Here is a 24,444-nt window from a genome sequence, read left to right on the forward strand (position 1 = left end):
GCAGGAACTTGACCCAGACCAACAACACGAACGATACCTAAAGGCGGGTCAATTCTCGGTGGAAACGCCGGGTCAGCTCTCAGTGGAAATCAACATTCCCGTTCTTAGGATGGGCAATATTCAAAACGGTAAGCTCGATTGGGCGGATCTGGTATACACGGACGACAAGGATGAGATTAAAAAGTATCGACTTGTCCCGGGCGACGTCCTTTTTAACAGAACAAATAGTCCAGCCTTGGTTGGCAAAACGGCTATGTATAACGGCGAGCGCGACGCGATCTTTGCCGGATATCTTATAAGGATCGTCGCTGGGCCCCATCTGGACGCTCGCTATCTCACTTACGCTCTGAACAGCCCGTCCGGCCGTGAATTTTCATGGAACGCCAAGACGGATGGCGTAAGCCAATCCAACATCAGTGCGTCCAAGCTGAATGAGTTCGCGCTCGCGGTCCCACCCATCGAAGAGCAACACGAAATCGTCCGCCGCATCGAATCCGCCTTCGCCAAAATCGATCGGTTGGCGAAAGAGGCAAAGCGCGCGCTGGAGCTGGTGGCCCGGCTGGACGAGGCGATCCTGGCCAAAGCCTTCCGCGGCGAACTGGTCCCCCAGGACGAAAACGATGAACCTGCCGAACACCTCCTCGCCCGCATCCGCGCCGAGCGCGAGGCGTCACCGAAGGGCAAGCGTGGACGGGGAGCGAAGGGATGACAACGCTTTGTCAACTCGCGACAAAACTGCCGGGTCTTATCGGAGCCCTTCTGGATAGCGAGAGCAAACTGAAGAGAGGTCGCTTCCGGGAGGAAACGCTGACAGATACGTTCACAGCTTCGCTTGCAGCTTTTGCTGGCCCGAATCTGGTGATTGAGTATCCACCGGAAGCCAAGACCGGTGGCGATCTGGATCTTGACTTCTGGCATATCGAGAGCGGGGAATGGCTCGGCCTTCGCATCCAAGCCAAGCGGCTGAACGAAAAATGGGATGGCGGAAAACTCGTTCCACTGTAAGCGATGTTTTCCTCGCACATTGACCAGGCTTGATTGGGCTTACCGAAAAATTCCGCTACTACATTTCCGATACGATTGCGCCGACGAAACTCTAGCACCAGACAAGCCAAACCTCATCTCTCGACAGCACACGACAGCATAGTGTTCGCCTGGAACCCGCAATTGATAGTTCGAGAAAACAATTGCTTGGCAAATTGAAAGATAGTGCCGGATTCAACGACAAGGGATGAACAAGACGTAATGGGGCCGGGAGGCGCCAGTCCAGTCCGGGAGATTGATGATAGATGAATAGCTGCCATCAAGTGCGGCGGAACGGCGCCACTTACATTTCTTCACTAAATACGTCGATCTTCGGCCTGACAAGCGAGATTTTGAACCGGAAGTTGAACTACTCTGCGTCGCTAGTGGACATCAATGTATGTGTGAGGTGGCCAAAAGCTGTCGTTCTCGAACGACATCCTGACATATTTGAACTGCTCCCAGAAGGGTTGGTCGTCCACCGCGTCGAAGATGAAGTTGAGGCTCAACGCTTCGCCGGGTGGCATAGAGGGAATTGTGGCGAGCTGAAATCGCATGCTTAAATAGCCACATGCGTCCGTAGTGGTGGCGATATCGGCTACCTGCTCGTCGCCATACTCCGGATCGTTCACCAGCGCTTCGAGTCCCCCTCCAGCCATGCGGAAGCGGACGTTGACGTGAACGATCTCACCAATCGAAGCCAGCATGCATCCGTCTTCAGCAGCGGCGAGCTGCAGGCTAGCTGGTTGGGTGCGTGTCTTCCCGTTGTTGTGTAACTTCAGTCTCAGAGCTCGCCTGCCATCGGAAAGCTTCACGAGTTGCGCTCGATCTATCGACACCCAATCTGGATCGGTGGCCGGATCAATTTCGATCACTTGAGGCTCGCGCAGCACCACCGAGTGACCGGGGTTGGCCGCCAGAGCTGCGCGCGCCGCATCGAGTTCCTTTTGAAGTCCTATCAAAGTCAATTCCAGTTCCCGTGGCCCGAACGTGACGGTTATTGATTGCGGGGCGCGGTCCAGTCTTTCCAATGCGTCCAAGAGAAGACAGTGACGGGTGTAGAGCGCGCCGTTTTCTTCTAAAGATGTGCCGGGTACGCCATAGGCAAAGTGAGTTTCGGTACCATCGTTCCAGGACTTGGCGCTTGAACTGAGGCTCAATAGAAAGTCCGGCTGATTGAAGGCCGCATTTATGAAACGGAAGCTGGTCGTAAACTCGAGCGTTGCGCTCCCCGCTTCCGGCTCACATTCGGGTAAATCCAGCGCGAAGCTCTGAGAGGACTGGACCAAATGAGCGGCAAACAGGATCGCTAGTTTCAGGCACGGGTTTCTTAGCATGTAGCAACTCTAGTCCAAGTTGACTTCCGTTGAACTTCCGTTGGTGCAGATCGCTTTGATCTTCACCGGCCTATAGTCGCGCCATCTGTCCAGATTGACATTCACCACACCGCCAGGATCCGTTTTGAGGCAATCAGATCCGGTTTGTCGTCCAGAGCCGTCTATCAAAATCGGGCATTTCCGGCATTCAGCGGGCAGGCGCTTTTGGTGAGCCACAGCCGTGTAGGGTGGCATGGCATGGGTGGCCAGCGCCTGTGCCGGTACGGAAACGGCCGCCAATATCACCACCAGGAGGATGACAGTGATCGACAGCGCCACCCATGTCTCAGCAATTGCATACCGCCAGGGATTTGCTTTCAACTTGTCACGGGCGTGAGTAAAGCTCGGATGCGCAGTGTGCACATAATACCGCACAAGCAGCGCGGCAGTAACTATGCCTAACAGGACAATGAAACCATCACGCAGGACAGGGCTGGCAATCTTCTGCATGATTCCATTGACAGAATTGAAAAAGGCAAGGAGCACTCCCGCCGCAATCAGGACAGGATTGTCAGTAATCAGCGCGCGCAGCTTGCCAATAAACTCTTTCACCCGCCTAGTCCCTACAACACCCGGCCGGGTTGAGAATGCCTCATTCTCTTAAGATTTTCCAGTCTGCCGTTCACAAAGCCAGCCAGATCTATATTTCTACGGATTGAATAGCCCCGAGTTAATCATGAACTTTCGACGCCCACTCGCAATCATATCCGCTGGCATAGGTGATGAACGGAGCCAGGACGTTAGCAGCTAGAGGGAACGGAAACAGAACGAGCACTTTCCTGTCTCGCTGCTCTGTGAACCAAGGCATGAAAGACAGACAGTTCTCTAGTCCTCGTTCATCGCCCGCGCCAACTGGTCCGACAGCGGTTTGAGCAGATAGGACATCGCCGTCCGGTCGCCTGTCTTGACGAACACCTCCACCGGCATGCCTGAGAGCAGGGTGAGGTTTCCGAGCTTTGCCATCTCTTCTGCCGGGATCCGGATGCGGATCGAATACCAGGCCTCGCCCGTCTGCGGATTGGTGACGAGATCAGCCGCGACCGTTTCCACCTTGGCGAAGACTTCAGGCGTGGTACGCTGGTTGAAGGCGGAAAAGCGCAAGACGGCATCCTGACCTGGATGAAGCTGGTCGATATCGGCCGGCATGATCCGCGCCTCGACGACGAGGCTATCGTTGCTGGGCACGATCTGCATCACCGTCTCGCCGGGCCCGATGACGCCACCGATCGTGTGCACGGCAAGCTCATGCACGATCCCGTCCTGGGGGGCGCGGATCTCGACCCGTTTCAGCTCATCCTCGGCGGTGATCTGTTGCTCCTCGAGTTCCGCGAGCTTGTTGTCGACATCGCGAAGCTCGGTAACGATTTCGGTCCGCCGATCCTGGTCCAACTGCAGGATCTGCAGCTCGGTCTCCGTGATCCGCGCTCCGGCCCGGGCAATCTCCGCAATCAGTTGGCCACGCTCTCCATCGAGCTGCGCTTTCAGCCGCTCCAGCTCGGCAAGCCGGTTGAACTGGATGAGCTGCTGGCCACTCAGGCTGCGCACCCGCACGAGTTCCTGCTCCACCCAGGACAGTTCCTGCTCTTTCGCCCTGAGCCGAACAGTCAGCCCATCGGTTTCCTGCCCGATCTGACCAATCCGCTGCCGGAGCTGGCTCTGCTGGCTCTGAAGCGTCTCCCGGCGTGCCGCAAACAGCGCCTGCTCGGCGCGGATGTAGCTTTGCACATCTTCCGTTTTGTCGAGACGGGTCGTCTCGCCTGTCGCCATGGCCGCCAACCCATCTCGCTCAGCGACAAGCCGCGAACGTCGCGCAGCGAGCTGATCGATCTGCTTGGTGACGATGGCAAGATTGGCGCGCGTGATCGTATCGTTAATCCGGATCAGCAGGTCGCCTTCCGCAACGCGGGTTCCGTTGCGGACAAGGATCTCGCCGACGATGCCGCCGGCGCGGTGCTGGATCTTCTTGACATTGCCATCCACCACCACGACGCCGTGACCGATGACGGCGCCTGACAGCTTAGCCGTCGCGGCCCAGCCGCCGAAGCCGAGCACCAACACCAGCATGGTGAGAAAGGCCAGGAGCGAATAGGTGCGGATCGAACGCGCAATTGGCGTCATGCTTTGCCTGTCGGTCATTTCTCGGCCACCGCCCGCATGGTTGTCTTGCGCAACACCTCGTCGCGCGGCCCGAAGGTGACCATCGCGCCCTGCGCCACCACCAGGACCTGATCGACCGCCGCCAGCGCGCTCGGCCGATGCGCGATCACGATGACGATGGATCCCGCTTCCCGCAGGGCCAGCATGGCGTGTGTCAGCGCTGTCTCACCTTCCGCATCAAGGCTGGCATTCGGCTCGTCGAGCACGATCAGGAACGGCTTGCCGAACAGCGCGCGCGCAAGACCGACCCGCTGCCGCTGGCCGGCCGAGAGGATCGCGCCGCTTGCGCCGATCCGTGTATCGTACCCATCAGGCATCGACAGGATCAGTTCGTGGACGCCGGCAAGTTTCGCCGCCTCGATGATCTGCTCCGGCTGTGCATCAGCTGAAAAGCGGCAGATGTTCTCGGCGATCGTCCCGTCGAAGAGTTCGACGCCCTGCGGCAGATAGCCGATGGAAGGACCAAGCGCCTCGGGATCCCATTGGTCGAGTTCTGCGCCATCCAGCCTAACGCTACCTCTCGCAGGCGGCCAAATACCAACCAGCGCCCGCGCGAGCGAAGACTTGCCCGAACCGCTGGGACCGATGATCCCCACACCTTGCCCCCCGCTGACGCTGAAGCTGATGTCGCGGACAACAGGCGTGTTGGCGCCGGGCGCAACCACGGTCAGGCCGGCAACAGCAAAAGAGGTCGCCGGCCTCGGCAGCGCCATGCGCGGAACATCCTCGCGAAACTGCTCCAGAAGCTTGTAAAGCCGATCACGTGCCTGCCTTGCATTGACAAAGCCCCGCCACTGGCCGATCGCCTGTTCGATCGGCGCCAATGCGCGTGCGGTCAGGATTGAGGCTGCGATCATCGCGCCGGGAGAGGCCATCCCATTGATCGCAAGCCACGCACCGAGGGCAAGCACTGCGGACTGAAGCGCCAGCCGAAAGATCTTGGATGTGGTCGAGAAGCTGCTGGTCGCATCGCCCGTTCGCTGCTGTTCCGCCAGATACTCCGCATTCGCCTCGCGCCAGCGGGCGGTATAGGCACCGCGCATGCCCATGGCCTGCAGGGCCTCGGCATTGCGCCGCCCAGCCTCAAGAAACTCCGCCCGGGCGGCTGCAAACTGCGCAATACGCCGCATGGGATTGCGCAAGAGAAACTCGCTGGTGATCGTCAGCGCAATCAGGACCACCGCGCCGGCAATGGCGAGCCAGCCGAGAAGCGGATGAAAGAGGAAGAGAATGCCGACATAAAGCGGCAGCCATGGCATGTCGCAAATCGCGACAGGCCCCGGCCCGCCCATGAACTGCCGGATCTGCTCAAGGTCCCGGATCGGTTGTGACACAGCTTCCTTGCGCGACATCCTGAGCGGCAGAACCATCACCGCGCGGAAGGTGGCGTCCCCGAGGTTTTCCTCGATCCGCTGTCCGACGCGCGTCAGGATCCGGGAGCGCAGAAGCTCCAGCACCCCGAGAAACAGATAGAGCCCGATGGCCAGCAACGACAGCGCTACCAGCGTTGGCACGCTGCGGCTCGCCAGCACCCGGTCATAGACCTGCATCATGAACAAGGGACCGGTCAGCATCAGCAGGTTGGTGACGGCACTCACGGCCGCGACCGTCAAAAACGTCGACCGCAGCTGCTTCAAAGCTGCGGCGACCAATGGCCGCCTCAGCACGATGTCGGGACTACTGCTTGTCATTCAGCTCATGCCACAAACCGGAAGTCGTCCTGATGCAAAGAGGACAGCGCGACGTCCTTCAGAGTGATACTGTTGTGGGCATCATAGCTGATAATCGTGTCACTGCCCACTTCTGTCGCAGATGCAAGAACAGCCTCAAAGTCGGTGAACAGCCCACCGGCGAACTCAATCACATCGTCCGACGCCGCTCCGGCCTGGAAATCGGAGACGGTGTCGACACCGAAGTCTGGACGGAAGACGATCGTGTCGTTGCCAGAGCCCGTGCTGATGATGTCGTCGCCCAAGCCACCATCGATCACATCATTGCCGTCGGCACCCAAGATGACGTCCGCTCCTGCCTTTCCGTCAATGACATCGGCACCGCTGAAGCCTTCGATCAGATCATCGCCCTCTGTGGAGGTTGCGTTGAGCACAAGCGCCTGAATGTCGCTTGTCGACCAGATCACGCCATCAGCAAACACGATGGTGTCGATACCCGCGTGGTCGCCCTCTGCAAAGGCACCCACGATGACGATGGATCCACTGTCACCCACACCGACATAGCTTTCTGGAATTTGAAGCCGAAGATCGCTGCCAAGGCGCTGCACCTGTACCTCGGTAGAGCTGATATCCTGAAAGATTAGTTGATCAGTCGCCCCCGCAGCAGGATCTTCAATGATTCGGTCGTTTCCGTCCCCTCTCGAGTAGACATAGGTGTCGTCGCCGACGGAGCCTCTAAGCTCATCGTCGCCGCCGCCGCCCTCAAGGACGTCGTTTCCTGCACCACTGGTCAGGACATTATCCCCAGAATTGCCGACCAGATTTGCGGCGGCGGATCCATTATATGTCAGTCGCTCAATCCCGGTCGTACCGGCGATGGAATAACTGGCGACTGATGTAATGATGGTGTCGAGCCCGGATGCGTCAGCCTCATTCACGATCACACCATGATCTCCGATCAGGTATGTGTCATCTCCTGCCCCACCCTCAAGCATGTGACCCGCCGTCGCCGAAGCGATGATGTCATCGAATGCGGTCCCGACCACCCGCTCGATACTGACGAGACTGTCGCCGGAAGCGTGACCGCCCGAGTGACTGTTCGTCGTCAGGTTGACATTTACCCCTTCGGTTGAGCTTGAATAGTCGATTGTGTCGACACCGGAACCACCATTGAACGTGTTGCCGGTCGAATTGCCGACGAAAGTGTCCTCAAACGCGGAGCCGAGATAGCCCTCGATGCTGTCAAAAACATCTCCGGCCGCATCCCCAAGGTGGGTGCCCGAATGCAGGTTGATGGTCACGGCGCTGGCGGCGTTGGCATAGCTGGCCGTATCGACTCCGGCTCCGCCAATCAGAAGGTCTGCACCTGCGCCGCCAACCAATCGGTCATTCCCCAGACCGCCGACAATGGTGTTGTTGCCTGCATTGCCGGTCAACACGGCATTGGACGTGCCGGTATAGGTGAGCTTCTCCACATTGCTGAAGCCCGCCATAGAGTAATTTGCAACCGAGGTGCGAATTTCGTCTGCCCCGCCGCCAGCAGATTCGACAATTGAAACCCCACTGCCGCTGATAACATAGATGTCGTCACCCGCTCCACCCGTCAGAACATGCCCTGACGTAGCAGAGGCAAGCGTGTCGCCAAAGGACGTACCGACCACGCGCTCAACACCGGAAAGATCGTCGCCTTCAGCAAAGCCGCCGGAGTGAATATTGGCAGTCAGATCGATTGCGACGGCAGAAGAGGAAAGCGAATAATTTGCAATGTCACTTCCGGCGCCGCCATTGACCCGTTCTGCACCTGCCGACAGGAAGAACGTGTCATTGAGATTGGAGCCGATGAACGCCTCAATGCCGTCGAATACGTCACCCGCAGCGTCACCGGTGTGGATACCGGTCACGAAGTTGAGAGTCACGGCTGCTGCCGCATTCGCGTAGCTCGCGGAATCTGAACCGGCTCCGCCGATGACTTGGTCGGCGCCTGCTCCACCGATCAAAACGTCATTGCCGCTTCCACCGATAAGAACGTTCGCGCCAGCATTACCAGTCAGACTGGAATCCGACGCCCCGGTATATCGGAGACGCTCGATCGCTGCGTTACCGGCAATCGAATATGTCGACAGCGTCGTCCGGATCTCATCCTCACCTTGCGAGGCGAGTTCCTCAACAATCACGTCGGCATGGTTGACCAGATAGATATCGTTTCCGCTGCCGCCCACGAAATGATTGCCTGCGGCGCCACTGACGAAGACATCGTCAAACGTCGTTCCAATCAGCTTTTCGATGCCGCTAAAGGTATCGCCCTCGGCATCGCCGCCCGATCCGGTGCCGTTGGCAAGATCGATAGAAATAGCAGCAAACGAGCCGGAATAGTCAGCGGTATCGATACCAACGCCACCGTTCAGGGTATCGCCTCCGGCACCACCCACAAGCGTATCGTTGCCAGCGCCGCCAGAGAGGGAGTCAGCAGCCCCTCCTCCCCATAGCAGGTTGTCGGCAGCGTTCCCCACGATCGAGAAGGAGCCGACACCAGTAAAGACGACATTTTCAATGTGATCTTGCAGCGTGTAGGAGGCGACGGAAACTCGAACTGTGTCGTTGCCCTCATTCAAATTCTCGCCGATGACGACGTTGTCCATGTCGATGACATAGGTGTCGTCACCCAGGCCACCGCGCAGCGTAAACCCGCTTTCCCCAACGAAAGTGTCCGCAAAACTTGAACCCTCGATGATTTCGACCAGTGAGATCTGGTCGCCTTGCGCGTCACCGCCCGTATGAACATCTGTAGCCAGGTCAATCGTTACTGCGGCTGAAGACGCGCTGTAAGACAGGGTATCTATGCCTGCGCCGCCGTCGATTATGTCGGCACCCGCTCCCCCGTCGATCCAGTCATTGCCTCCGTTTCCGTTGATGATGTCGGTTCCATTCAAGCCGGACAATCGGTTGGAACCTGAATCTCCAACCAGGCTATCGTTGAACGCCGAGCCTACGAGATTCTCAATGCTGTTGAGGACGTCACCTTGTGCATGCCCGCCTATGGCAGTCAGGGCTTGAAGATCGACGAAAACGGCCGCGTTCGAATTGAAGTAGCTGGACGTATCAGACCCGCCCCCCCCGAAGATCGAATCGACACCGGCTCCCCCGATGAAGGTATCGTTGCCCTCGTACCCGTAGAGTGTGTCTGCGCCACCCTGCGAAGTGATGATGTTGGACAAATTGTTTCCGTTGCCCTGAAAGTTGACAGCGCCCGTATAGGTCAGGTTTTCGAGGTTGGCACCGAGCGTGTAGGTCACAAGCGTCGTGCGTACCTCATCGGTGCCGGCATCCGTGGCTTCGGTCACGGTCACGCCTGCATGACCGACCACATAGATGTCGTTTCCAGCTCCGCCAACGAGCGTGTGGCCTGAGACCGCAGATGACAGCGTGTCGTTGAAGGCCGAGCCCACGACCCGCTCGATGTCGAGATACCGGTCGCCCTGGGCATCACCCCCGGCACCCGTCGTGGTCACACCAGCCGCGCCGAGGCTGACGGTGACAGCGGCCGTAGAACTCGAATAGTCGACGGTGTCCAATCCGCCATCACCGTCAAACAGCGCCACTTCGGAGCCGCTGACGAAGCTGTCTGCCGCCGTCGATCCGATATAGCCCTCGATCCCGACAAACGTGTCATTCGCCGCTTCACCCGTATGCACACCGGTCTTCAGGTTGATGGTCACCGCAGAAGACCCGGCATAGCTCGCATAATCGAAGCCTGCACCGCCATCGAGAGCGTCGCCACCGACCCCACCGATGAGGATGTCGTCACCGGCGCCGCCCAGCAGCTGGTCGTCACCGGCGCCGCCGGACATGGTCTGATTGCCACCGCCACCGGAGATGACGTTGTTCGCCGAGTTGCCAGTGAGAGTGGCTGTCGTGCCTCCCGTATAGGTCAGGTTTTCGAGGTTGGCACCGAGCGTGTAGGTCGCAAGCGTCGTGCGCACCTCATCGGTGCCGGCATCCGTGGCTTCGGTCACGGTCACGCCTGCATGACCGACCACATAGATGTCGTTCCCGGCGCCGCCGACCAGTGTGTGGCCGGAGACCGCAGATGACAACGTGTCGTTGAAGGCCGAGCCCACGACCCGCTCGATGTCGAGATACTGGTCTCCTTGGGCGTCGCCTCCGACACCCGTTGTGGTCACGCCAGCCGCGCCGAGGCTGACAGTCACAGCTGCCGAGGAACTCGAATAGTCGACGGTGTCCACTCCGCCGTCGCCGTCAAACAGCGCCACTTCGGAGCCGCTGACGAAGCTGTCGGCCGCCGTCGATCCGATATAGCCCTCGATCCCGACAAACGTGTCATTCGCCGCTTCACCCGTATGCACACCGGTCTTCAGGTTGATGGTCACCGCAGAAGACCCGGCATAGCTCGCATAATCGAAGCCTGCACCGCCGTTAAGCGTATCCGCACCCGCACCGCCGGTGAGGATGTCGTTATCAGCGCCGCCCAGCAAGGTGTCGTTGCCGGCGTCACCTCTGAGCGTGTCATTGCCATTCCCGCCGATGAGCTGGTCGTCACCCGCACCGCCAACCAGTATCTGGTTTCCATCTCCGCTGGTGATGATGTTGTTGAGGTCATTGCCGGTCAGCGTGACATTGGCCGTGCCTGTATAGGTCAGGTTTTCCAGATTCTGCCCGAGTGTATAAGGGCCTGTCGAAGTTCGCACTTCATCGACACCGCCATTGGCCGCTTCGGTGACCGTCACCGTTGAAGCTCCGATGATGTAGACGTCGTTCCCGGCACCACCCATGAGCGAATGCCCGGCAATGGCTGAAGACAGTGTATCGTTGAAGGCGGATCCGATCACCGTCTCTATGTTCACGAGCTGATCGCCCTGGGCATCGCCCCCGACACCCGTCGTCGTGACCCCGGCAGCCCCAAGGCTGACAGTCACGGCTGCCATGGAACTTGAGTAGTCGACGGTGTCCACACCGGCAGCACCGTCAAAGACGACCATCTCTGCGCCGCTGACAAAGGTGTCGGCAAAGCTCGACCCGATATAGCCCTCGATCCCGACAAACGTGTCATTCGCCGCTTCGCCCGTGTGAACGCTGGTCTTCAGGTTGATCGCGACTGCCGCAGCACCGGCATAGCTTGCATTGTCGAAGCCTGCTCCGCCGTTGAGCGTATCCGCGCCTGCACCCCCGATGAGGATGTCGTTGTCAGCGCCGCCCAGCAAGGTGTCGTTTCCGGCGTCGCCTCTGAGCGTGTCATTGCCATTCCCGCCGATGAGCTGGTCGTCGCCTGCACCGCCAACCAGTATCTGGTTTCCGTCTCCGCTGGTGATGATGTTGTTGAGGTCATTGCCGGTCAGCGTGACATTGGCCGTGCCTGTATAGGTCAGGTTTTCCAGATTCTGCCCGAGTGTATAGGGTCCTGTCGAAGTTCGCACTTCATCGACACCGCCATTGGCCGCTTCCGTGACCGTCACCGTTGAAGCTCCGATGATGTAGACGTCGTTCCCGGCACCACCCATGAGCGAATGCCCGGCAATGGCTGAAGACAGTGTATCGTTGAAGGCGGATCCGATCACCGTCTCTATGTTCACGAGCTGATCGCCCTGGGCATCGCCCCCGACACCCGTCGTCGTGACCCCGGCAGCCCCAAGGCTGACAGTCACGGCTGCCATGGAACTTGAGTAGTCGACGGTGTCCACACCGGCAGAACCATCGAAGCTGACCATTTCGGCGCCGCTGACAAAGGTATCGGCAAAGCTCGATCCGATGAAACCTTCGATGGAAACAAACGTGTCGTTCTCAGCCTCGCCGGTATGCAGTCCAGTCTTCAAGTCAATTCTGACAGCTGTGGAACCGAGATATCTGGCGTAGTCGAAGCCGGCGCCGCCATCAAGAAGATCGGCCCCCGCGCCACCCGTCAGGACGTCGTCACCAGCGCCAGCACGCAACTCATCATCCCCGGCCCCTCCGAGCAGGTTCTGATTCCCCACGCCGCTCACAATTACGTTGTTTGCCTCGTTACCTGTCAGAGTAACGTTTCCTGTGCCGACATGCGTAAGGTTTTCGAGATTGGCGCCGAGCGTATACGATGCGACCACCCGGACCTCATCCGTCCCCGCATCTCCTTCCTCGACGATTGCCACATTTGTCGAGCCATTGACGATATAGGTATCGTCACCGCCTCCGCCCGCCAATGTGTGCCCCGCGACTGAAGATGATAAAGTATCGTCCAAATCGGAACCAATCACGCGCTCCACATCAAGATACTGATCGCCCTCGGCGTCTCCGCCTGCACCGATTGTCGTGTGTCCTTCGGACCCAAGCGTGACAACGACTGCTGAAGAGGAACTGGAGTAATCGACGGTATCGACCCCCGAGCCACCATCGAAGAAAACGGCCTCACCACCGCTGATGACGGTGTCAGCACCCCGCGACCCCATGATGGCCTCGATGGAGATGAGAGTGTCTCCAACAGCAGCGCCGGAGTGGAGACCGGTCAAGAAGTTAATGGTGACGGCATAGGCTCCGTCATAATCGACTCGGTCAAACCCGTCACCGCCATCAAGAATGTCTGCACCACTCCCTCCGACCAGACGATCATCACCGGCGCCAGCTTCAAGATGATCGTTTCCGTCGTCTCCGTGCAAGCCATCATTGCCATCAAGCCCAATAAGCAGGTCGTCTCCCCCGCCTCCAGAAATCTGGTCGCTCCCCGCGCCGCCTGTGATCGTGTTACTACTGTTGCTGCCGCTCAGCGAAGTATTGCCAGTTCCGATGTAAGTTAGCCTCTCTACATCAGCCGACGGGTCCATAGCGTAGTGAGACGAAGTCAAGATCTCGTCATTACCTTCACCAGCTTGCTCTACGACGCTGACACCGGAATCCGAAACAATATAGACGTCATCCCCCATCCCGCCAGCAAGCACGATGTCGGGTTCGTCGTTGTTATTGTTCCGCCCCGGAGCGCTCAGGACATCATCGTATTGCGAGCCGATCACCTGATCGATGCGAGAGTAACTATCCCCTTCAGCATCCCCGCCAGTCCCCGTTCCATTGACCAGATCAACGTTGACGCCACTCCAGGAGCCTGAATAGTCTACCGTGTCAAATCCACCCAATCCGTTGAAGCTGTCCGCCGCGTCACCACTGATGAAAATGTCATCCTGATTAGACCCAGCGAAGGTCTCAATGTCGTAAAACACGTCACCGGCAGCGTCACCCGCATGAACCCCTGTCTTCGTGTTGATGGTGACGGCACTGGCGTTCACGTACGAGACGAGGTCTTGGCCGGCCCCACCATCCAGCACATCAGTTCCGGAACCCGCATAAAGTCTATCGTCACCATTCCCCCCTAGGAGGACGTCGTTACCGCCGTTTCCCCAAAGATTGTCGTTTCCGCTGCCGCCGGTGATAATGTTATCACCTTCATTGCCCCATAGACTTGCGCCGGCAGTTCCTGTGTAGGTCAGCCTCTCGATATGCGTGTATTCAGCAATACTGAAGGTGCGATTTACGATTATCTCGTCATCACCGCCTCCAGCATCCTCAATGACCGTCGTCGATTGCGTCCCAAGGAAATAGACGTCGTTTCCGGTACCGCCGATCAGCACTCTGGAGCCCGTGATGGAAACAAGCACATCGTCATTAGCAGAGCCGATCACCCGCTCGACACCGATCAGACTATCCCCCTCGGCATCCCCGCCACTGCCCGTGCCTGCATCGAGATTGATCGACACCGCAGATGACGATGTCGCATAGCTCACCGTGTCGATCCCGCCGCCCCCCGTCAGGATGTCGGCCCCGGCACCTCCGACCAGATAATCATCTCCATTGCCCCCGTTGAGCGTATCATTCCCCGCAAGGCCGTAGAGTTCGTCTGGGTCGCCGGTTCCCGTGAGAATGTCGTTGTCCGAGGTTCCAGTGACGATGGCCATGAGTGCAATCTCCTATTGAAAACGGTCTGGTGACTGAGAAAAGCTGAGGCTCAGCCGATCCCGCAGGGCGAGTTCGGACGGCCACGGTATTCCTTGGTTGATGCGATGAATGAATGGTTGCGCAACCACGATTGACGGTGAAGAGAAGCCATTGGCAGAGCGATGCGAGGCAACCAGTGGATTCGATTGTGCCTTGAGTTTGCCTTCAAGGTCCCGACGCCGCAATCCAAGAAGTGAGGTGTGAAATGCTGGCAACTTTAGATTGCACTAATGTTGCGGACACGGCTTGTCGCTTCGACCACACCCGAGATCACCAATCAGCGAGACTGGTTTGGGCGCAAGTTCTCGTCCGCGAGTCTTGCTGCCACATCGATCTGCATCTGTGGTGTCTCCGGTCGTTTCGCGTGTTTGATCCACTCGAGACGGTGATCGTGTTCCCTTCCTTGACCGGAACACCTGCCCCCTCTGCGGCCCAAGAAACTCACGATACGATTGCAGCCGGCAGCCTTTTCTTTAGACTAGACAGAATTTCCGCACGATCGCTCGCATTCTATCGATCGGTTTAGCCGATCTCCAACGACCCTCGTCCTATTCTGAACCAGGCTCGTGGCAGGGGGTAAATCCATGCGCGTCATGGTGGCAGTGATGATTGCGGCATTGTTCAGCATTCTGGCGATCAAGTATTCGGAGAATTCGCTCGGCACCGGCCGGCTGACGGCCTCGCCGTCGGAAATTGCGACCGGCTAAGGTCCATCGCCAGCGGATTGTGGCCCGTGGGCAACACATCAGGGTCTTGCATCAAGGCTGGGGTGGAAAGGCGCGGGGTTGGAACCGCTTTTGCCGCAATCTCGTTGCCGGTGGTCCGGCAGGAGCAAACACAATGCGATATATATTCATCATACTGATCGCCTCGGTGCTCAGCATTCTGGCCTTCAAACATCAGAACAACTCGCTTGGCGGCGGCGCCCTCATGGCGTCTCCCATGGATGTTCCAGAGTCCCGCTGAAGGCTGGGCCACAGCAATCCTGCCGAGGATTTCCCATAGAAATCTCGGCCTCCTGTCGAAATCTCCGGTTCTCGCCCGTCAATGGCATGGGAAGGCGCATTGGAGCGCCCCCTCCAGCCACGAAGGAAGAGCACCATGATGAAGTCCCTGTTCACCTGCGCCCTGTCGGCGACCTGTCTTTTGGCCGGCGCACACGGCGCCATGGCCCTGAAGCCCAATGCAGGACGGGCCGAACTCCAGTCCCTCAACGGAGCCTATGAAAGCCCGGCACCCGAAGCCTGGTATGGCGGCTACGGGACACGCAGCTTCCATTTCCATGACGGGGCCTGGAGCCTCGTCTTCACCCACGCGCTCGATCCCGAGATGAAGATGCAGACCTTCCGGTTCCGCACGGAAGGGCCCTATCGGATCGAAGAGGCCTCCACCACGGTACCCGGCGCCTTCGAAGCCTTGTTCTTCGAGGACGTCAAGTATGTTACGCTGCTCACGGCGGATCCGGCTGTTGTCGAGGCCTTCGGGATGGCGGGTTGCGGCCTGAAGACCGGCGTCGAGGTCGACATTTCCGCCACGGGATGCGCCGCATGGAAGCCGGTGTCCGTCTGCCGCGAGGATCACGACCTGCTCGCGCTGTCCACGGACGGCTTGCACTTCGGCGTCCGGCCAGAGGATAACGACATGTGCACAGCTGAGCGCCGGCCAACAGCGCTGCTGCCGGCCGTGGTCAAGCAGTGACGGGAGGCAGACATGCGCTACGCAATCCTGAACTATGTGCCAGCGGGCAATCATGCCGATCGGAAACCGGAAAACGATCCGGACGGCCCGGCCTGGGGGGCTTATACCCGATCCCTTATGGAGGCCGGAATCATGGTGGGGGGCGGGGCATTGCTGTCATCCCACACTGCGACGACGGTGCGCCTGCGCGACGGAACCCGGGACCTGCATGATGGCCCCTATGCCGAGACGAAGGAGCAGCTGGGCGGCTTCTACATCATCGAAGTGCCGGATCTCGACACCGCACTTGAGTGGGCGGCCCGCAATCCGGCGGCCTCGACCGGAGCGGTCGAGGTGCGCCCCCTCTTCGGAGGCTGATGCGTGAGCGTCGACACGGCCAGCAGGGCAGCCGAGGGCGTTGCACGCCGAAGCTACGGCAAGCTCGTCGCCTCGCTGGCCGTGCGCTCGCATGACATTGCTGGAGCGGAAGACGCGTTGGGCGAGGCCCTTCTGCGGGCGATCATCGACTGGCCCAGAAACGGTGTACCGGCCAATCCGGAAGGTTGGCTCATCACCACCGCGCGCCGGATCGATGCCGACCGCTGGCGTCGGGCGGTGACGGCGGCCAAGGGTGCGGAGCGATGGCTGCTTATGGAAGACGAGCGCCTCGCGGGTGGCGACGTCGAGATTCCCGACGACCGGTTGCGGCTGCTGTTCGTCTGCGCCCACCCCGCCATCGATCCTTCCATGCATACTCCGCTCATGCTGCAGGTGGTCCTCGGCATCGACGCGCGCCGCATCGCCTCCGCCTTCCTTGTATCCCCATCGGCGATGGGGCAACGCCTGTCTCGCGCCAAGGCCCGCATCGCCGAAAGCGGATTGCGGTTCGAACTGCCCGAACGGGACCACATCGAACCGCGCATCGGCGCAGTGCTCACTGCCGTCTACGGCGCCTACAGCCTGGGTTGGGACCTGACCTTCTCGGCGAGCGACCACGGCCGCAACCTCATCGATGAAGCCCTTTGGCTGATGCGGCTGCTTGCGGAAATCGCCCACGACAATGGCGAGGCGCTCGCCCTATTGGCGCTCGGACTGTTCACCGAGGCCCGTCGGCCCGCCCGCCGGGACGCCAGCACCCTTGGCTATGTGCCGCTGCGCGATCAGGATACGGCACTCTGGGATGAACGCCTGCTTGCCGAGGCCGAAGAAAGCCTGCGCCGGGCCGGCGCTTGCGGTGCGCCCGGCCGTTTCGGTTATGAGGCAGCCATCCAGGCGGTGCATGTCGCACGCCACCATACAGGTCAGACAGATTGGCAGGCGATCGAGCATCTATATCGGGGATTGCTCGTCCATTCCCCTACCCTCGGAGCCCTGATCGGCCATGCGATCGCGGTCGCGGAGATCGAGAGTGCCGAGGCGGGGATCAACCTGCTTGACCAGGCCCCTCAGGATCGCTGCCGTTTTCACCAGCCCTATTGGGCCGCCCGCGCCCATCTGCTCGGGCAGACAGGCCGCGCGGCCGAAGCGGCAATCGCCTATGACAAGGCGATTGCCCTCACCGAAGACGCCGCAAGCCGGCGCCATCTGATCGATCGCCGCTCGGCGTTGATCGCATAGGGGCCGCTTCAGCCAAGCAGCTGTTCAAGCCAATCACGCGACAGGCGCGCTTCGAGCTCGGCTGCCAGTTCGTCCAAAGCCTCGTCCACCATGCTGTGGTAGTTCATCCCGCCACCGTCGATGCCGAAGCTCGCCAGAAGACCGCGGCGATAGGCGTCGCCGGTGAAGAGACCATGCAGATAGGTGCCAATCACCCGGCCGTCCGCCGACCCCGCACCGTCGGCGCGTCCGTCGATGACAATCGGAGCCCGAACCGTATCGGGTCCTTGCGTGATCCCGAGATGAATCTCGTAACCCGTTAGTGGCACATCATGCTCGAGTGAGTGGGCCTTGCTGTTGCGGACGGTCTTCTCCGCCGCCATGACTGTTTCGACGTCGAGCAGGCCGAGGCCTTCGACCGCCCGCGGAAAACCCTCAAGACCGAGGGGATCGGCGACGCTGCGGCCAAGCATCTGGTAACCGCCACAGATACCGATCACACGCCCCCCGCGCCGGACATGGGTCTGGAGGTCGCGGTCCCAGCCCCGGGCGCGAAATTCCTCAAGGTCTGCGATCGTCGACTTCGACCCAGGCAGGATGACCAGGCCGGCGTCAGGGGGTAGACGATCACCCGGCCGGACGAAGACCAAGTCGACCTCCGGCTCGGCGGACAGCGGATCAAGATCGTCGAAATTGGCGATCCGGGACAGAACCGGGACCGCCACCTTCAATGCGCCGCCACTTCCCTTCACCAGACGTTCCAGAACCACCGAATCTTCTGCCGGAAGTCGACCGGCCGCCTTCAACCACGGCACGACGCCGAAACAGGGCCATCCGGTAAACTGGTTGACCGCCCTGATCCCGTCATCGAAGAGCGTCACGTCGCCGCGGAACTTGTTGATGATATAACCGACGATCTGGTTGCGATCCTCTTCGCCCAGAATTGTATACGTTCCGACGAGCGAGGCGATCACCCCTCCCCGGTCAATATCACCCACGAGCACGACCGGAACGCCGGCGCGCGTTGCAAAGCCCATATTGGCAATGTCACCGGCACGCAGGTTGATCTCGGCCGGCGATCCTGCGCCTTCGACGACCACAAGGTCGCGACCGTTTGCGACTGTCGCGAAGCTCTCCATGACCGCGCCCAGCAATTGCGGTTTCAGGCGCTGGTAGTCCCGCCCCCTGGCCTGACCGAAGACCTTGCCCTGCACGATGATCTGGCTGCCCGTTTCACTCTGAGGCTTGAGGAGGACCGGGTTCATGTGAACGGACGACGGCGTTCGCGCCGCGAGCGCCTGAAGCCATTGGGCCCGGCCGATCTCGCCTCCGTCATCGGAGACAGCGGCATTGTTCGACATGTTTTGCGGCTTGAAGGGGCTCACCGTCAGGCCCCGGTTCGATGCCAGCCGGCAGAGGCCCGCAACCAATATCGTCTTTCCGACATCCGACCCTGTCCCCTGCAACATGATCGTTCGTGCCATCGTATCCTGTCCTGTTTCCGCCACGGCAAAGTTCGCCGGATTTCCATGGTCTTGCCGCATTTCGACCGCCGAAGTATCCGCAAAAGCGACACTGCGGCAGCCTGTCGCGGCCATTTGGCCTTGAGTAGCGCTTTTGCGACACGTGATGACGGTTTGCGCTCTGGCGTCGGCTCGCCTGCATGATTATTTGCAGGCCGAAACCAGCGCCCCGAAGAGGCGCGGCCATTTTCAGGAAACACCCATGCTCTACATCCTGCAGAACCGCAATAGTCTCGCCATCGCCTGGAACGGTCGCGCGCCGAACATCCAGTCTGTCGCTCGCTGGGAAGTCCGCGAGCCGCGGAATCCTGTGACGACGAAGAAGGGATAAGGCAGCCACGGCTGCTCGCGCATAGGATCAAGGTTTCGTTGCGCTTGTTGTTCGGCCTGTCGACGAGCGAGCATCCGGCGTCCCAAAAACAAAACGCCCCGGGACGCAATACTCGATCCGGGGCGCAACCGACATGAATGCGTCGGCCCCTTCATCTATCGTTACAGATGTTACCGGATCGTTAGCACCGTTTGATCACACGCATTTTTTCATTTTTTTTTGCAGGCTCGCGAATTGCCGCGCCGGCCCGACACATTGCCGCAGTTGGGACAGTTGAAGTCTCATCTGGGACGGCGATCTCATCGCCGTTGCGTTCCGCCAAACACTGGTGCCGGTAGTTTGAGCGGTTCGCTGTCTTGCGACCGCCAAATTGCGGCAAAATCAGTCGCACCAAGGGTTTGCGTTCGACATCGCACGGAAGGGTGCTGGCGGGCGGAGGTTGATTTTCAAAACCAAAGACGTAGGCTGCTTGTCGTGACACGCGGTCGACAGGGTACCAAGCCCCTCATGACAAGGCCCGGTCGCATGGATGCCGAACCGGCGTGACGCGCCCCGGTCGACATCTGCAATGAAGAGCAAATTGGCAGAGCGGTCCGCAGTAGCCGTCCCTGCCCTTCCCGATGAACGCTGCAAGATAAGACTGGGAGGTCTTAACTCCATGAAGAAGCTGATCGCTTCCACCATTCTCGCCGCGGGTCTCTACGCAGTTGCGGGCTCTGCCCAGGCTGCCGAATGCGGCGATGTCTCCATCGCAGAAATGAACTGGGCCTCGGCCGGCGTTGCCGCCTATGTCGACAAGATCATCCTGGAAAGCGGCTATGGCTGCACGGTGACCGTGGTTACCGGCGACACCATGCCGACCTTCGCCTCGATGAACGAAAAGGGCCAGCCGGACATGGCTCCGGAGTTCTGGGTCAATGCCGTGCGCACCGCTCTCGATCAGGCGATTGCCGAAGGCCGCCTGATCCAGGCTGCCCCGCTGCTGTCCGACGGTGGCGTTGAAGGCTGGTGGATCCCCAAGTTCATCGCCGACGCCAACCCTGACATCAAGACCGTCGAGGATGCGCTGAAGCGTCCCGATCTCTTCCCGGCTCCGGAAGATCCGACCAAGGCTGCCGTGACCAACTGCCCGTCGGGCTGGAACTGCCAGGTTTCGACCGCCAACCTCTACCGTGCGCTTGGCGCAAAGGATAAGGGCTTCGAACTCGTCGACACCGGCTCGGCTGCCGGCCTTGACGGCTCGATCGCCAATGCCTTTGAAAACAAGAAGGGCTGGCTTGGCTACTACTGGGCCCCGACCGCCATCCTCGGCAAATACGAGATGGTCAAGTTGTCCTTCGGCGTGGAACACGACAAGGCTTCCTGGGATGCCTGCACGGCCGTTCCGGATTGCGCCGATCCGAAGGTGAACGCCTATCCGGTTTCCGACGTCTACACCGTCGTGACCAAGGGCTTTGCTGAAAAGGCCGGCGTTGCCATGGACTACGTGAAGACCCGCAAGTGGGACAATGCGACTGTCGGCAAGGTTCTCGCCTGGATGGAAGACAACCAGGGCACCAACGAGGACGGCGCCAAGCACTTCCTCGAAACCTACCCGGACATGTGGACCACCTGGGTCGCTCCGGAAGTCGCCGAGAAGGTCAAGGCCGCTCTCTGAGCCTGACTTTTGCCAACAGGTGGCGGGCCTTGGGCCCGCCACCCTTTCTGCGAAGCGGCATGCCGCATCACGCCATTCAACGACTCCCGACGTCGCAGACGGCATGAATTCCCTTCCGGAACTCGACTAGCCTCTCGCTTCGGGAACATGGCATCGCCGTCAGGACCCATCGCAGCGTTTCGGACGCCACAAAGAGCGAGGGTCGACAAGGGGAACGAGATGGCTTCGACATTATGCAACTACCTGCCGGAACTGCTCTGCAGGTTCCCGGAAATCGATGACACCGTGATGCGCGGCGTGCGCAAAAGTGTCGATGACAGTTTCAAAGGCTTTGTGCGTGCCTATGGCAACGTGATTGATGCCGTGATGCATCCGCTGCAACTCTTTCTGAACTGGCTTGAGGCGCTCTTCGTCAACACGCCATGGTTCATCATTCTCGCTGTCATGGTGCTGATCGTCTATTTCGCCAGCCGCAACCTTCGCATCGTGACGCTGACCATCATCGGCATGTTGTTCATAGGTTTTGTCGGCCTCTGGGAAGACACCATGGTCACGCTGGCGATCGTCACCGTATCCACCCTGCTCGCGATCGTCATCGGCATCCCGATCGGCATCATGATGGCGCGCTCGGATCGCGCACAGTCGGTGGTCAATCCCATCCTCGACGTCATGCAGACGATGCCGAGCTTCGTCTATCTCATTCCGGTCGTCATGGTCTTCGGGATCGGCAAGGTGCCAGGCGTGATCGCCGTCGTGATCTATGCCGTGCCGCCGATGATCCGCCTGACCAATCTCGGCATCCGGCTCGTCGACCGGGAAGTCCTGGAAGCGGCTGACGCTTTCGGTTCCTCGCCGAGCCAGAAGCTGATGAACGTGCAGATCCCGCTGGCTCTGCCGACCGTCATGGCCGGCATCAATCAGACCATCATGATGTCGCTGGCCATGGTCGTCGTTGCCTCGATGATCGGCGTCGGTGGCCTCGGCAAGAACGTTCTGCAGGCCATCTCCAACCAGTTCCTGACGATCGGCTTCCTCAACGGCTTCGCGCTTGTCGCCATCGCCATCATCTTCGACCGCGCCAGCCAGGCCTATGGCAAGCGTCTTCAGCGCCATACGGAGGTCGTCCATGGCTAGTCACGACATCGAGATCCGCAATCTCTACAAGATCTTCGGGCCGAACGGCGGGGCATTCATCGACCAGGTGAAAGCGGGCATGTCGAAGGCGGAGCTCAACGAGACCCATGGGCATGTGCTCGGCCTCAAGGATATCAACATCCAGATGCCGGGTGGCGGCATCACTGTCGTCATGGGCCTTTCCGGCTCCGGCAAGTCGACGCTGATCCGCCACATCAACCGCCTGATCGAACCGACATCGGGCGAAGTGCTCTATGATGGCGTCGATGTCTGTCGGATGAGCCCCCTGGAGCTCAGGGAGTTCCGCCGCCACAAGACGGCGATGGTGTTCCAGAAGTTTGCGTTGCTGCCGCATCGCACCGTGCTGGAAAACACTGTCTACGGCCTCGACATCCAGGGCATTCCGCGTTCGAAGAGCGAAGATATCGGTCGCCGCTGGATCGATCGCGTCGGTCTCTCCGGCTTCGAAAGCCACTATCCGAACCAGCTGTCAGGCGGCATGCAGCAGCGTGTCGGTCTGGCGCGGGCGCTGTCCAACGATGCCGACATCCTGTTGATGGACGAAGCCTATTCGGCGCTTGATCCGCTCATCCGCGTCGACATGCAGACGGTGCTTCTCGACCTGCAGCAGGAGTTGAAGAAGACGGTTGTCTTCATCACCCACGATCTGGACGAGGCGCTGCGGCTCGGTGACAAGATCGCGATCCTGCGCGACGGCGAAGTCATCCAGCAGGGCACCGGTCAGGAGATCGTCCTGCAACCGGCCGACGACTACATCTCCGCCTTCGTCAAGGAAGTGAACCGCGGCCGCGTGATCCGTCTCGATACGATCATGGGTCCTGTCGCCGGCCCGAGCGAAGGGCTTGCCCTACCCGGCGGCACGGTTCTGGAAGCGGCAGCCCGGATCATGACGGATGCACGCCAGTCGAGCACAATCGTTACGGATGATGCCGGCACGCCGATCGGTCGCGCGGACCTGCAGCAGATCATCTCCGCCATGGTTACGCCGAAGAGCCACGAAGACAAACAGCTCGCGGCGGAGTAGCGTTTTTCTCTCCCTCAAGGGAGATGCGGCTCAACGGCCCCGCGCAGTGCGGGGCCGTTGTCGTTTTGGAGATTGAAACCATATAAAGACTTCTTTATATGATCAGCATGACAAAGAGAGGAACCGCCATGGCAACCCCGTCCAATCCGCTTTCCGAACTGCTGGCCGAAAAGGGCGTGCTGCTCGCCGATGGGGCCACCGGCACCAATCTTTTCGCGCAGGGTCTCGAAGCCGGCGAAGCACCCGAACTCTGGAACGAGGCGCAGCCGGAAAAGATCGTCAAGCTGCATCAGGATTTCGTCGATGCTGGCGCCGACATCATCCTCACCAATTCCTTTGGCGGCACCCGCCACCGCCTGAAGCTGCACCACGCCCAGGACCGGGTCCATGAGCTCAACAAAAAGGCGGCCGAAATCGCACGCTCTGTCGCCGATAAGGCGCCGCGCAAGGTGATCGTCGCGGGTTCCGTCGGCCCGACCGGCGAGTTGCTGATCCCCCTCGGCACGATGTCCTATGAGGATGCGGTCGCAGCCTTCGTCGAGCAGATGGAGGGCCTCAAGGCCGGTGGTGCCGATGTTGCCTGGATCGAGACCATGTCATCGGCGGATGAAATCCGCGCGGCGGCCGAAGCTGCCGTCAAGGTCGGCATGCCCTACACGTTTACAGGTTCCTTCGACACGGCCGGTAAGACGATGATGGGACTGCATCCGAAGGACATTCACGGTGTTGCACCCGACATCGGCGCCGGTCCGCTGGCGGTTGGCGCTAATTGCGGCGTGGGCGCCTCCGACATCCTGCAAAGTCTGCTCGACATGACCGGCGCGAACCCGGAGGCGGTCGTGATCGTCAAGGGCAATTGCGGCATTCCGGAATTCCGGGGCGCGGAGATCTTCTACTCCGGCACGCCGCCGCTGATGGCGGACTACGCTCGCCTCGCCCGCGATGCCGGCGCCAAGATCATCGGCGGCTGCTGCGGGACGTCGTGTGACCACCTGGCTGCCATGCGCAAGGCGCTCGACGACTATACGCCCGGTCCACGCCCGACGCTGGAGGTGATCGTCGATCGCATCGGGCCGCTGCGCAACAAGACCGCAGACGAAAGCGGCGCGCAGGAAAGCAGCCGACGCCCGCGTCGCCGCGGCAACTGATCTCCATCAGAGAGCAACAACGAAAAAGGGCGCCTGAAGGCGCCCTCAGACTGCTGACAAACCCCTGGTCACATCCAGGGGTTTATGATTCACTGGGACATGTTGAAGAAACCTGCTCCCGAACAGACGGCTCTTG

At 60.0% G+C, this 24,444-nt stretch carries 18 protein-coding genes; 12 read left to right on the forward strand and 6 right to left on the reverse strand.

Going from position 1 to position 24,444, the window contains the following annotated elements:
- Nucleotides 1–709: restriction endonuclease subunit S (locus J2045_RS22735; RefSeq protein WP_307377628.1), on the forward strand; the 709-nt coding region annotated here is incomplete at its 5' end.
- Nucleotides 706–1,005, forward strand: coding sequence for a DUF6615 family protein (locus J2045_RS22740; protein ID WP_307377630.1), 300 nt, complete (start codon nt 706–708; stop codon nt 1,003–1,005). The genes J2045_RS22735 and J2045_RS22740, both read left to right, overlap by 4 nt.
- A 401-nt stretch (nt 1,006–1,406) precedes the next feature.
- Here J2045_RS22740 and J2045_RS22745 read toward each other — a convergent pair whose 3' ends face one another.
- The 5 genes from J2045_RS22745 to J2045_RS22765 form a co-directional block, all read right to left on the reverse strand.
- Complete coding sequence (locus J2045_RS22745; protein ID WP_307377633.1) at nt 1,407–2,360, reverse strand: hypothetical protein; 954 nt, start codon at nt 2,358–2,360, stop codon at nt 1,407–1,409.
- A 9-nt stretch (nt 2,361–2,369) separates the two neighbouring features.
- The gene (locus J2045_RS22750) at nt 2,370–2,951 is read right to left on the reverse strand and encodes a hypothetical protein (protein WP_307377637.1); all 582 of its coding nucleotides are present in this window, start codon (nt 2,949–2,951) and stop codon (nt 2,370–2,372) included.
- Nucleotides 2,952–3,224: 273 nt separating this feature from the next.
- Complete coding sequence (locus J2045_RS22755) at nt 3,225–4,535, reverse strand: HlyD family type I secretion periplasmic adaptor subunit (RefSeq protein ID WP_307377640.1); 1,311 nt, start codon at nt 4,533–4,535, stop codon at nt 3,225–3,227.
- A complete protein-coding gene (locus J2045_RS22760; RefSeq protein WP_307377643.1) occupies nt 4,532–6,247 on the reverse strand; it encodes a type I secretion system permease/ATPase in 1,716 nt (571 codons plus the stop codon). The genes J2045_RS22755 and J2045_RS22760 overlap by 4 nt, the downstream gene beginning before the upstream one ends.
- A gap of 5 nt (nt 6,248–6,252) precedes the next feature.
- The gene (locus tag J2045_RS22765; RefSeq protein ID WP_307377645.1) at nt 6,253–14,157 is read right to left on the reverse strand and encodes a calcium-binding protein; all 7,905 of its coding nucleotides are present in this window, start codon (nt 14,155–14,157) and stop codon (nt 6,253–6,255) included.
- Nucleotides 14,158–14,781: 624 nt separating this feature from the next.
- On the opposite strand from J2045_RS22765, the gene J2045_RS22770 reads away from it, so the two are divergent.
- From J2045_RS22770 to J2045_RS22790, 5 genes are all read left to right on the forward strand, one after another.
- The gene (locus J2045_RS22770) at nt 14,782–14,904 is read left to right on the forward strand and encodes a hypothetical protein (RefSeq protein WP_281409119.1); all 123 of its coding nucleotides are present in this window, start codon (nt 14,782–14,784) and stop codon (nt 14,902–14,904) included.
- A gap of 133 nt (nt 14,905–15,037) precedes the next feature.
- Nucleotides 15,038–15,163: a hypothetical protein gene (locus J2045_RS22775; RefSeq protein ID WP_307377647.1), complete on the forward strand. Its 126-nt coding sequence runs from the start codon at nt 15,038–15,040 to the stop codon at nt 15,161–15,163.
- 135 nt (nt 15,164–15,298) lie between these two features.
- Nucleotides 15,299–15,895, forward strand: coding sequence for a hypothetical protein (locus J2045_RS22780; protein WP_307377650.1), 597 nt, complete (start codon nt 15,299–15,301; stop codon nt 15,893–15,895).
- 12 nt (nt 15,896–15,907) lie between these two features.
- Nucleotides 15,908–16,252, forward strand: a complete 345-nt coding sequence (locus J2045_RS22785) for a YciI family protein (protein WP_307377653.1) — start codon at nt 15,908–15,910, stop codon at nt 16,250–16,252.
- A 3-nt stretch (nt 16,253–16,255) separates the two neighbouring features.
- Nucleotides 16,256–17,491: an RNA polymerase sigma factor gene (locus tag J2045_RS22790; protein ID WP_307377654.1), complete on the forward strand. Its 1,236-nt coding sequence runs from the start codon at nt 16,256–16,258 to the stop codon at nt 17,489–17,491.
- A gap of 8 nt (nt 17,492–17,499) precedes the next feature.
- Here the strand turns inward: J2045_RS22790 and J2045_RS22795 are convergent, their stop codons facing one another.
- Nucleotides 17,500–18,954, reverse strand: a complete 1,455-nt coding sequence (locus tag J2045_RS22795) for a cobyric acid synthase (RefSeq protein WP_307377657.1) — start codon at nt 18,952–18,954, stop codon at nt 17,500–17,502.
- A 241-nt stretch (nt 18,955–19,195) separates the two neighbouring features.
- Between J2045_RS22795 and J2045_RS22800 the strand changes: the two genes are divergently transcribed.
- From J2045_RS22800 to bmt, 5 genes are all read left to right on the forward strand, one after another.
- Nucleotides 19,196–19,324: a hypothetical protein gene (locus J2045_RS22800; protein ID WP_281409121.1), complete on the forward strand. Its 129-nt coding sequence runs from the start codon at nt 19,196–19,198 to the stop codon at nt 19,322–19,324.
- A 658-nt stretch (nt 19,325–19,982) separates the two neighbouring features.
- Nucleotides 19,983–20,981, forward strand: a complete 999-nt coding sequence (locus J2045_RS22805; protein WP_307377660.1) for an ABC transporter substrate-binding protein — start codon at nt 19,983–19,985, stop codon at nt 20,979–20,981.
- Between the two features lie 219 nt (nt 20,982–21,200).
- Entirely contained in the window at nt 21,201–22,115 is a 915-nt protein-coding gene (locus tag J2045_RS22810) for an ABC transporter permease (protein ID WP_307377663.1), read from the forward strand.
- Entirely contained in the window at nt 22,108–23,160 is a 1,053-nt protein-coding gene (locus J2045_RS22815) for a quaternary amine ABC transporter ATP-binding protein (protein WP_307377665.1), read from the forward strand. Before J2045_RS22810 ends, J2045_RS22815 begins: the two co-directional genes overlap by 8 nt.
- A 128-nt stretch (nt 23,161–23,288) precedes the next feature.
- Nucleotides 23,289–24,308, forward strand: coding sequence for a betaine--homocysteine S-methyltransferase (bmt, locus tag J2045_RS22820; protein ID WP_307377667.1), 1,020 nt, complete (start codon nt 23,289–23,291; stop codon nt 24,306–24,308).
- Nucleotides 24,309–24,444: the final 136 nt, after the last annotated feature.

It is taken from the genome of Peteryoungia aggregata LMG 23059 (assembly GCF_030814435.1).
Classification (GTDB): Bacteria; Pseudomonadota; Alphaproteobacteria; order Rhizobiales; family Rhizobiaceae; genus Allorhizobium; species Allorhizobium aggregatum.